Here is a 10695-nt window from a genome sequence, read left to right on the forward strand (position 1 = left end):
CACGTGGGGTCGACCGATCCCCCATAAGGGGGCCCGGTCGGCCCCATTCGTATGAATACGCAGGACTCACCCGCCCGCCGGAGGCTACTCGTCTCGATCATGGGACGACGAAGCCTACGGAGGTAGCCGGTGAGCACCCAGCCAGACACGGGCCCGGAGCGGAGCCGCAACGGCCTGTTCAGGACCAAGTCCATCGAGCAGTCCATCCAGGACACCGAGGAGCCCGAGCGCCAGCTCAAGAAGACCCTCTCCGCCCTCGACCTCACCGTCTTCGGCGTCGGCGTCGTCATCGGCTCCGGCATCTTCGTCATCACCGGCACCGCCGCCACGGACTACGCGGGCCCGGCGGTCACCATCTCCTTCGTCGTCGCCGCCGTGGTCTGCGCCCTCGCGGCGCTCTGCTACGCGGAGTTCGCCTCGACGGTCCCGGTCGCCGGATCCGCGTACACCTTCGCCTTCGCCTCCCTCGGCGAGTTCCCGGCATGGATCATCGGCTGGGACCTGATCCTCGAACTAGCCCTCGGCTGCGCGACGGTCGCCGTCGGCTGGTCGGGCTACGTACAGTCGCTCCTCGACAGCTGGGGCATTCCCCTACCGGCGGCCCTCCAGGGCCCCGGCTCGGGCCACGACGGCTTCAGCTTCAACATCGCCGCGTTCCTGCTGGTCCTCGCCGTGATGACGGTCGTCGTCATCGGCATGAAGCTGTCGGCCTGGGTGACGTCGGTGGTCGTGGCCATCAAGGTCACGGTCGTCCTGATCGTGATCGCGGTCGGCGCCTTCTTCATCAACGGCGCCAACTACACCCCGTACATCCCGCCCGCCCAGGACAACAAGAGCAGCTCGGGGCTGAGCGCCACACTCCTCGAAGGAATCGCCGGCTTCACGCCCTCCAGCTTCGGCGTGATGGGCATCTTCACCGCCGCGGCCGTCGTCTTCTTCGCGTTCATCGGCTTCGACGTCGTCGCGACGGCGGCCGAGGAGACCCGCAGGCCGCAGAAGGACGTCCCGCTCGGCATCCTCGGCTCCCTCGCCATCTGCACGGTCCTGTACGTGGGCGTGGCCGCGGTCGTCACCGGCATGCAGAACTACAAGGACCTCGACCCGGGCGCCCCGCTCGCCGAGGCCTTCAAGTCGGTCGGCCACCCGTTCTGGGCGGGCCTGATCTCCTTCGGCGCGGTCGTCGGCCTCACGGTCGTCTGCATGATCCTGCTCCTCGGCCAGAGCCGCGTCTTCTTCGCGATGAGCCGCGACGGCCTGCTGCCCCCGGTCTTCAGCGCGGTCCACCCCAAGTTCCGCACGCCGTACCGTTCGACGATCATCCTGGGCTTCCTGACGGCCCTGGTGGCGGGCTTCATCTCCCTCGAAGAGCTCTCCAAGCTGGTCAACATCGGCACCCTGTTCGCCTTCGTCGTGGTGGCCCTTGGCGTCCTCATCCTGCGCCGCACCCGCCCCGATCTCCCGCGCGGCTTCAAGGCCCCGTGGGTGCCGTTCCTGCCCATCGCCTCGGTGGCGTGCTCGGTGTGGCTGATGCTCAACCTGTCCGTGGAGACGTGGCTGCGGTTCGTGGTGTGGATGCTGGTCGGCGTGGTGATCTACTTCATCTACGGCCGCCGCCACAGCCGCGCGGCGCGGGGCAACGCACAGTAGTCGCCGTGTGAATCGTCGTGTGAATCGCTGCCCCTGTATGTCCCTGCCAAGTGGGACATACAGGGGCGGATAGTTTGGCGCCCATGCTCACCGAGGTGCCCCCGTCGCGACTGTACGTATCCGAAGGCCGCGGCGGCACCTCGGGACGCAGACGCACTCGCCACTACTGGCCCCGCCTGCTGCTCTCCCTGACAGCCCTCGCCTGCCTCACCCGCCTCCCGTCCTTCACCCGCCCGCTCTGGAACCCGGACGAGGGCTATCTCGCCGTCCAGGCAAGGATGTTGGCGCACGGCGGCACGCTCTACGAAACCGTTGTCGACCGCAAACCCCCGCTGGTTCCCTGGCTGTACGAGGCGGTGTTCGCGCTCTTCGGCTCGGACTCGCTCACGCCGGTGCGGGTGTGCGCGGTGGCGGCGCACGTGGTGACGGCGGTGTTCCTGGCGTCACTGGCCCGCCGCCGCTGGGGCGACACGGCGGGCCGCACGGCAGGAGCCCTGTACCTCGTCCTCTCCATCGGCCTGAACCCGGAGGACACGCAGGCCGCGACCTTCGAGGTCTTCATGCTGCCGTGGACCGCGGCGGCGCTGTGGTGCGCGGACCGCCGCAGATGGGGCTTGTGCGGGCTGGCGGTCGCGGGCGCGTTCCTGTCGAAGCAGACCGGGGGAGCGGTGCTGGTGCCGGTGGTGTGCATGCTGTGGCGGGCGGGTCGGCCACGAAGTGCCGTACTGCGGTGCGCTGTTGGGGCACTCGCCCCGGTCGCGGCCGCGGCCCTCGCCACCAACCCCACGGGCTTCGCCTTCTGGACGGTGACGGGCTCGGGCGCGTACGCCTCGGTCACCGGCTCCGAACTCCACGTCCTCCTGCGGGGCTTGACGAACGCGGCGATCCTGTCGGTGGCCTGCGCGGGCGTGCTGCCGCCGATCGTACGGGTGCTGAGGATCGCCCGGACGGGATGCAGGGAGCTGTGGCTGTGGCTCGCTTCATCCGCCGCGGCGGTGATCTTCGGCTTCCACTTCTTCGGCCACTACTACCTCCAACTGGTCCCGCCCCTGACCCTGTTGGGAACGCTGGCGCTGCACATTCTCCCCCGCGAACACCTGAGACGTTCCCTGCTCGCCTCGGCGTGCGCCGGCGCCCTGTTCCTCACGTGGGGCCTGCTGGCCCCCCGCACCGAACTCGCCCACACGGAGCAGGTGGCCACGGCCGTCCGCGAGCACACCGCACCGACCGAGCGCGTCCTGGTCTGGGGCATGCACCCGGAAACGTACTGGCTCGCGAACCGCCCACCGGCAAGCCGCTTCCTGACGGCGGGCCTGCTCACGAACTTCAGCGGGGGCCGGGACGGGGGCGGGGTGGGCGAGCGTTTCGCGGTGCCGGGCAGCTGGGCCACCTTCCGCTCGGAGATCCGGGCCCGGCCACCGGCGATGATCGTCGACGATTCGCGGGGCGGACCCTATGGGCCGGGGCGGGTGGGCTCGTTGAGACGGATCCTGGGGGAGTACCGCGAAGTGGCCCGGGTGGACGGGGCGGTGGTGTACGTGCGGGGTGGGTGACGGCGGCGCATGAGCTACGGGTAGACGGTCCGCGGCCCCACGCATGTCGCCCCCAGTGACTCCACCCGACCGCGCAGCTCGCGGTCGGCCGTCACCACCACGCAAGGTTCGGCGGATTCGGCGACCACGGCGACGATGTGCGAGTCACCGTCGGTGGGTGCCTCCGAGACACGTACTCCGGGAACGGATGCCACCCCGCGGGCGGCGCCCTCCAGGACAAGGACCACCTCGGCCTCCGGATGGTCCTCGGCGTAGTCCGCCAACCGGTCGCGCAATCGGACCGCGGCTGCTCTCCGGTCGCGCCACCAGCCGTCGGGCACGGACCCCACCACGTTGGCACCGTCGACCACCACAAGTCCCGCGTTCATGGGGCCAGGGTCCCACGCGAGGTTCCGGACCACCCGATTAAGGTGGAGTACGTGAACGGCGACTGGCTGGTACGGGCACGCGACGGCAGGCTTTGCGCGTATGAGTACGCCTCCGAGGGCGATGCCATCGACTGCCGTCTGGAGTGCGGCCCGGACGGGTCGTGGAGCGCCGGTCGCACCGTCGGGGGCGAGCAGCGCCTCCTCCGCGGCCTCGCTCTCGCCCAAGGCCCTCATCGCTACGTCCACTTGGTCTCCTGGCGGCCCACCGTGCCCGGGGAGGCGGGGCTGGTGCACTCGACGCATTTCCAGCCCCACCTCGCCGCGCTCGACTGGACCCCGCTCGGCCACCCGAACAAGAAGGGCGACCGCACCGGGCCGCCCGCCGTCGCCGTGGACGCTCAAGGGCGTGCCCACGTCTTCGTACGCAATGGCGGGGGTGGCCTGAGCATGCGCGTACAGGGAGAGAAGGGCGGCTGGGGCGCGTGGGTCGATCTCAAGGGGTCGGGGGTGCGGGACGAACTCGCCGCGGTGGCAGGGGAGTCGGGCCTGGTGGAGGTGTATGCGGTCACGGCCGACGGGATCGCCTGCTGGCGACAGCGGGAGCCGGGCGCGAAGCCGGTGAATGACGGCGGGGCGCTGTCGGTCAGGGCCCGCGAGTCGAGCCTGACCGCTCTGGCCACATCCGCGACCCACAGCACGCTCTTCTTCACGGACGAGGACGAGGTGCTGCACGCCTGGCGCGGGGACGCGCAGCCCGTGCCTCTCCTCAAGGCGGCCGGACCGGGCCCGGTCGCGGCCGTACGGTGCATGCTCGACGGCCACGACTGCACGGTTCTCGCGCAGCGCACGACCTCCGGCCGCGTGGCCCTTGCCGCGTACCCCACGGAGCAGGAGTCGGCCGGTGCTTGGTGGGTGGAGTCGGGGCCGGGCCTGCCGGAGGACGCGGAGGTGGCGCTCGCTCTCGATCACCGGGGCGATGTCACCGCGGCCTCGGCCTCGTCGTCCACGGGGCAGCTGCTCGTCGCGCGACGCAAGGACGAACCGGGGCTCGCGCTGACCGCCTGGCAGCCGGTCTGAACCGAGGTCCCAGCACCACTGAACGCGGTGCTGCACGGGATCATCGCGCCATGTTCACTGGTCCGTCACTTTATGATGGGACGGCTCGGGGCGCACACAGGTTCGGAACAGATGATCGGTCGCCGCCCCGCGTCAGAGAAGGGGCAGGTCACGTCATGCGGACCAGATCCGGGCGCGGCGCCGCCCGCGACAGAGCGATCGTCGAGACGGACAGCGCGGTGGACGGCTCTCGGGGGGCCGAGGGGCCGGTGGCCGGCCGCTGGCTGGTCCTCGGCAGGGACGGCCGGCTCACCGCCTACGCCCGCACCCGCACCGGGCTGCTGAGGTGGACCGAGCGGCGGCCGGGCGGACCGGACTGGCAGGGCCCCGACGTCATCCCGGTCGCCGGCCTGACCCATGTGTACGCGGCCCAAGGGGCCGACGCCTACGTCCACTTCGTCGGACGCCGTCAGGTGCGCAAGGGTGACGGGCCGCCCGCGGTCGACGTCGTGCACGCCATCCAGTACCAGACCGGACGCCCCGTCACCGAGTGGCGCTCGTTGGGCAATCCGCACAAGGACCGGGAGAAGGCGGCCCGCTTCGGCGTCCCGGTCGCCGCGGTCAGCGCCTCCGGCACCGTCTACGTCTTCGTCCGCAACGCGGGCCGCGGCGTGATGCTGCGCAGGGAGCTGCCCGGTGGCACGTGGGGCGGGTGGACCGACCTCAAGGGCAGTCAGGCCGAGGAGCCGGTGGTCGTGGTCGACCACTCCTCCGGTCATGTCGAGGCGATGGTCCCCGGCCCGAACCTCATCATGCGGTGGGCCCAGGAAGAGCCCGACGGAGACGTCCGACAGCAGCCCGACATCCCCGTCACGGTGGCTCCCGGCAGCGCCGTTGCCCTGGAGACCGCGCCGGGCCGGACCACGTACTACTGGACCGATCCCACCACCGGTGGGATCGCGGGGCATCGGCCGGGAGGTTGGGTGTACCCGCTGGGTGGAGCGCCCGGCGAGGGTGTGTTGGCCGCGCTGCGCGCTCCGATCGACGGCTACGACTGCACCGTACTGGCCCATCGCGACGTGGACGGGCAGGTCATGCTGGCCGCCTTCGGCACGGAGAACGAGCAGGCGGGCCTCTGGTGGTCGGCGACCGGCGAGGGCTGCGTGGGCGCTCCTGCCCTTGCGTGCGACGCGTTCGGGCGGGTGGTGCTCGGCATGATCGGTGCGGACGGCGGTCTGCACATCGCGCGCCAGACCGTTGAGTCCGGCCTGCGCCTCGCGCCGTCGCAGCGGGCCTGATCGCAGGGTCGGCGGGGGAGGGTCAGCCGGAGGTTCCGCCGGTGGCCGGGGACTTCTTCGCCGACTCGGGGATCTCCTTGTCCGTGCGCAGCGCCTTCCACAGCGTGCTCGCCTGCGGCTCCGCGGCCACGACGCGATTGCGGTCCTGTTGGTCGTAGGCCACCGGAAGCATGACCGTCTCCATGGAGCCGGGATCCACGCCGTTCATGCTGCGCGCGAAGTCGGCCAGCTTGGTCAGCGAGGAGAGGCCGGAGTCCGTCGTCATCGACTCGGTCAGATTGTCCGCGATCTTGTACGCCTTGGTGGGACTGCCCAACAGGTCCTGCTTCTTGATCTCGGACAGCAGGGCGATCATGAACTTCTGCTGCAGTCCGATGCGGCCGAGGTCGCTGCCGTCGCCGATGCCGTGCCGGGTGCGGACGAACGCCAGCGACCGGGTTCCGTCCAACGTGTGTGTGCCGGCTTCCAGGTCGAGGCCGCTGGACTTGTCGTGGATGGCCTTGTCGACAGTGACCGGAACGCCGCCGATCGCGTCCACGAGCCCCTTGAAGCCGGCGAAGTCGATCTCCACGAAGTGGTCCATGCGCACGCCGGACATCTGCTCCACCGTCTTGACCACACAGGCCGGACCGGCCGCGGAATAGACGGAGTTGAACATCACACGCTTCGCGGACGGCAGGGCGGAGCCACTGGTTGCCGTGCACTCGGGACGGGTGACGAGGGTGTCGCGCGGGATGCTGATGGCGACGGCCTGTTGCCGGCCCTCGGGTATGTGCATCACGAGGGCGGTGTCGGAGCGGGCGCCGGAAACCTTGCCGGTGCCGAGCGAGGCGTTGGCGCCGGAGCGCGAGTCGGAGCCGAGCACGAGGATGTTCTGCCCCGAAGTGGGCAGCTTCTCGGGCCTGTTGGTCCCGATGGCCTTGTCGAGGTCCACGCCCTTCAGGTTGCCGTCGAGGTTGCTGTAGAGCCAGTACCCCGTGCCGCCCGCGGCCAGGAGTACGACGACCAGGGCCAGCAGGATCCAGCGCCACACGCGTCGTCGTCGCGGCTTGCCCCTGCGGCGCCCGGGTGCGCGCCTGGATCTACGGGTCTGCTGCGGCTCCGTCAGGGCGTGCGTCATGCCGCGGTGTCCTCTCTCGCAGGTGGCTCGGCGCAAGGAGGCACCGACCCGGGTGATGACGGGTGGGGAGGCCACGAGTGGGGGAGAGGCAGGCCGCGGGGCCGACCGGCGGGCCGTGCTGTGCCCGAACTATAGACCGACTCCGAACTTTTTGTTTTGTGGAACGAGTCATAACCCCTGTTGACAGATGTGTGATGGCTTAGTGAAGATGTGCGCGACATCTGTGAGGCTGAATAGGTCTTTCGGTGATCAAATCCGGCTATTTATTGCCGGTTGGTGAGCGGTCGCGGTTTTCGAGCCGGGGGGCACAAGGGCGTGCGACCGCTGGGGCTCGTTCTCGGCTCAGTGCCGGGCGAGAAGGGGAGGGGTGAAGTGCGACTTCTGCACGCCCTTGAAGGGCAGCGCCGGTGACAACCGTTTCGGAATCCGCCGTCCACCATGTTGCGCCTCGCATCTCGGTCGGACCGGCGCAGCACACGCCTGCCGTTCCCACGGGAAGCGCGGCCTCCGGGGAGCACTCCGACGTCTACGTCGAGCCCGGTGTCACTCCGTTGAGCGCCCGCGAGGCGAACCGCAGGGCGCTCACCTCGCTGCTCGACGCCGCGGGCGTGGGCCACTTCGCGGTGCGCGGCACCTCCGACCACGGCACCGTCGTGGCTGTTGCCGAGCACGACCGGGAGAAGGCGCTCGGCGCGGTCTTCCGGGGTCTCGGCCAGTACCCCGGCCACCTGAGCGTGGTGGATCCCGACGCCCTTCGCCCGGCCAAGCCCGTCTCCTCGCGGGACCCGAAGGCGTGGCGCGACGTCTCCGGTGCCCGCGTGCTGAACGTGAGTTGGTACCGCACCGACCAGGGCCGGCATCTGCTGCTCGGTCACGAGTACGGCTGCGCCATCGAGTTCTGGCAGCAGCGCGGCACGTACCTCGTCGCGCCCCGCGCCAACCGGGCCACCTGGGCCGTGGCGGCGGACGGCGCGAACGTGCTGGGCGCCGCCCGTCTGTTCAGCCGCTTCGTCTCCGACTGGACCGACCCGAACCTCGCGCCGCCGCTGCCCACCCGGCCCGAGTTCCTGGTGAACTGCGCCGACGACATCGCCTTCCCCATCGACGCCGTTTACACGTGGGTCGACGGCAACGACCCCGCCTGGCAACGCCGCAAGGCGACCGCGAAGGGCGAGGCGTACCACGCGGAGTCGGCCAGCGACGCGCGCTTCATCAGCCGTGACGAGCTGCGCTACTCGGTGCGCTCCCTGCACCTGTTCGCGCCCTGGATACGCAACATCTACATCGTCACCGACGACCAGGTGCCGGACTGGCTGCGCGAGGATCTGCCCGGCCTGCGGACAGCCGACCACCGGGAGATCTTCCGCAACCCGGCGGACCTGCCGACGTTCAACTCGCACTCCATCGAGAGCCAGTTGCACCACATCGAGGGGATCGCCGAGCACTTCCTCTACTTCAACGACGACATGTTCATGGGCCGGCCCGTCGCCCCGCACGCGTTCTTCACGCCGACCGGCGTCGCGCGGTACTTCCCCTCGCGCAACCGCATCCCCCAGGGCCCGGTCGCTCCGACCGACACCCCCGTCGACGCCGCCTGCAAGAACAACCGCGCCCTGCTGCGCGAGCGCTTCGGCCGGGTCATCACGCAGCCCATGGAGCACATCCCGTACGCCCTGCTCAAGTCGGCCATGGACGAGGCCGAGCGGGACTTTCCCGAAGCCTGGGCCCGCACCTCGGCCAGCCGGTTCCGTGCGATCACGGACCTCTCGCCCACCTCGTCGTTCGCGCTCTACTACGCGGCCCTCACCGGCCGCGCCCAGCCGGGCTCGATGCCCTTCGCCTATCTCCAACTGGCCGTGCCCGACCTGGCGGACCGCTTGCAGCGGCTCCTGGACGGCAGGAACCAGGACTCGTTCTGCCTCAACGACGCCTTCTCGACCCCCGAGGACATCGAGGCCCAGCAGGAACTCCTCGACGGATTCCTCACCTCCTACTTCCCCACGCCCAGCCCCTACGAGCGATGAGACGGAGTTCATGACGTGGCAGATCAGACGTCGCTGAGCTCCGCGGCCCACGTATACCGGCGGCTCGTCCCGCAGCCCGTGCGCTCCGTCGCCACGACGACGGTCCCCAGACGGGTGCGGCGCAAGCTCCAGAGTTCGCTGGCGCAGACCCTCCGCCGCCGCGAAGCACGCCTCCACCGGCGTGCGCTGCGGCGCGTCCGCAGAGTCGAACTGGGCCGCTCCGAGCGCCGGGTCGCGGCACCGGACAGCCGTATCGGGCACGTGCACACCGGGCTCACCTTCGACCTGGCCCGCAGGCTCGACCTCCGCCTCGTCGCCCACGCGCTCGACGCGGCCGAGATCCCCTGGTTCGCGGTCCCGGCCCTCGACGACCGGCGTATCGCTCTCGCCGTGGACCAGCGGGACAAGGGAGCGGTGCGCCGCGCCCTGCGCGCCCTGCTGGAGGAGCACACCGGGTACGTGGTGTCGGTGTCGCCGGCCAACAGCGACACGCAGTCGATTCCCGGCAGCCATGTGAAGGCGTGGAAGCACTTCGGCAAGGCGCGCGTCATTCGCCTCGTCTGGCTGCGCACCGATCCGACCGAGAACCTCTGGCTCGGCGACGACCAGGGCATCGAGATCGAGTTCTGGACCCACAACACCGACCTGCCCCAGGAACGGCTCGTCGGCCCCCGCCCCAACCGGGTGCAGCGGGCCGTGCCCGCGGACGCGCGCGGCATCGAGATCGCCCTCGACCGGCTGAGCGGCTATTGCGACATCGAAGGCGACATGGAGCCGACGGTCACGCTGGAGCACTTCGACGTGCCTCGGCTCGAAGAGGTCACCTTCCCCGTCGATGCCGTCCTGCTCTGGCAGCACCCCACCCTCTGGGGCGAGGAACTGCTCAGGGCCGCCCTGCGTTCCGTGCACCAGTACGCACCGTGGATCGATGTCGTTCACGTGGTCGCCCAGGCGCCCGTGCCCGGCTGGCTGCACTCCGACGACAGGCTCAGCATCGTCCCCGCGGGCCCCGGCGCCGAGTGGCAGCTGCACCAACTCCCCGATGTCGCAGAGCACTTCTTGCTGCTGCGTCCCGGTGCCCTGTTCGGCCGGCCGGTGCGCCCCTTCGACTACTTCGGCCCGCATGGCGTCACCCGCCCGCGCCGAGGGCGGTGGACGGCCGAGGAGTCGTTCGCCCCCTGGACCCGGGCCGCCTACACGGCAACCGGGAGTGTCACCGCCCACGGCTACGCGGGCGGCCCACAACCCCATCGCTGCGCCACCCTCGAACGCCTCACGCAGTCGGTCTCCGCGACCCTGCCGCTGTTCGACGGGCAGACGGTGCCCGCGATCCCCGGTGGCCACCCGCTGGACAGCGTGCTCCATCACATCGGGTACACGTCCGCAATCGCCGACCCGTCCGGTGAGGCGTCCACGGCGCTGCACGCGGCCCTGCCCGGCATCGACCTCCGCCTGGAGCGACTGCTCGTGCGGCGGGACACCCAGCAGATCCAGTTCTACGGGCTCGGCGACCAACGGGCCCTGGACCAGGGCGGAACCGAGGCCGTCATCCGCTTTCTGCGCCGCTACTACCCCGTCCGCAGCATCTTCGAGCGCGGGGCTTCGAGGGAGTCGGGCAACCAGTCGTGA

The 10695-nt window shown here is 70.4% G+C and carries 8 protein-coding genes; 6 read left to right on the forward strand and 2 right to left on the reverse strand.

Going from position 1 to position 10695, the window contains the following annotated elements; translation table 11 throughout:
* Positions 1-129: 129 nt before the first annotated feature.
* A complete protein-coding gene (locus OHA73_RS32170) occupies positions 130-1647 on the forward strand; it encodes an amino acid permease (protein WP_327656761.1) in 1518 nt (505 codons plus the stop codon).
* A gap of 83 nt (positions 1648-1730) precedes the next feature.
* Complete coding sequence (locus tag OHA73_RS32175) at positions 1731-3200, forward strand: ArnT family glycosyltransferase (protein ID WP_327656762.1); 1470 nt, start codon at positions 1731-1733, stop codon at positions 3198-3200.
* A 14-nt stretch (positions 3201-3214) separates the two neighbouring features.
* On the opposite strand, the gene OHA73_RS32180 is transcribed toward OHA73_RS32175, so the two are convergent.
* Complete coding sequence (locus OHA73_RS32180) at positions 3215-3568, reverse strand: NTP pyrophosphohydrolase (protein ID WP_266715079.1); 354 nt, start codon at positions 3566-3568, stop codon at positions 3215-3217.
* A 51-nt stretch (positions 3569-3619) separates the two neighbouring features.
* Here OHA73_RS32180 and OHA73_RS32185 point away from each other — a divergent pair, with 51 nt between their 5' ends.
* Both OHA73_RS32185 and OHA73_RS32190 read left to right on the forward strand, forming a co-directional pair.
* Entirely contained in the window at positions 3620-4645 is a 1026-nt protein-coding gene (locus OHA73_RS32185; RefSeq protein WP_327656763.1) for a hypothetical protein, read from the forward strand.
* Between the two features lie 155 nt (positions 4646-4800).
* Positions 4801-5922 carry a hypothetical protein gene (locus tag OHA73_RS32190; protein WP_327656764.1) on the forward strand — a complete coding sequence of 374 codons (1122 nt, stop codon included), beginning with the start codon at positions 4801-4803 and terminating at the stop codon, positions 5920-5922.
* Positions 5923-5944: 22 nt separating this feature from the next.
* Here OHA73_RS32190 and OHA73_RS32195 read toward each other — a convergent pair whose 3' ends face one another.
* Complete coding sequence (locus OHA73_RS32195) at positions 5945-7042, reverse strand: LCP family protein (RefSeq protein ID WP_327656765.1); 1098 nt, start codon at positions 7040-7042, stop codon at positions 5945-5947.
* 407 nt (positions 7043-7449) lie between these two features.
* Here OHA73_RS32195 and OHA73_RS32200 point away from each other — a divergent pair, with 407 nt between their 5' ends.
* Positions 7450-9066 (forward strand): stealth family protein, encoded by a 1617-nt coding sequence (locus OHA73_RS32200; RefSeq protein WP_327656766.1) that lies wholly within the window; start codon positions 7450-7452, stop codon positions 9064-9066.
* 15 nt (positions 9067-9081) lie between these two features.
* Positions 9082-10695: a sugar phosphotransferase gene (locus tag OHA73_RS32205; RefSeq protein ID WP_327656767.1), complete on the forward strand. Its 1614-nt coding sequence runs from the start codon at positions 9082-9084 to the stop codon at positions 10693-10695.

The sequence above is a fragment of the Streptomyces sp. NBC_00483 genome, from assembly GCF_036013745.1.
Classification (GTDB): Bacteria; Actinomycetota; Actinomycetes; order Streptomycetales; family Streptomycetaceae; genus Streptomyces.

Excerpts from the sequence above, each read along its gene's own strand:
- OHA73_RS32180 (WP_266715079.1), bottom strand. The coding sequence starts at position 3,568 with ATGAACGCGGGACTTGTGGTGGTCGACGGTGCCAACGTGGTGGGGTCC.
- OHA73_RS32175 (WP_327656762.1), top strand. The coding sequence starts at position 1,731 with ATGCTCACCGAGGTGCCCCCGTCGCGACTGTACGTATCCGAAGGCCGC.
- OHA73_RS32190 (WP_327656764.1), top strand. The coding sequence starts at position 4,801 with ATGCGGACCAGATCCGGGCGCGGCGCCGCCCGCGACAGAGCGATCGTC.
- OHA73_RS32195 (WP_327656765.1), bottom strand. The coding sequence starts at position 7,042 with ATGACGCACGCCCTGACGGAGCCGCAGCAGACCCGTAGATCCAGGCGC.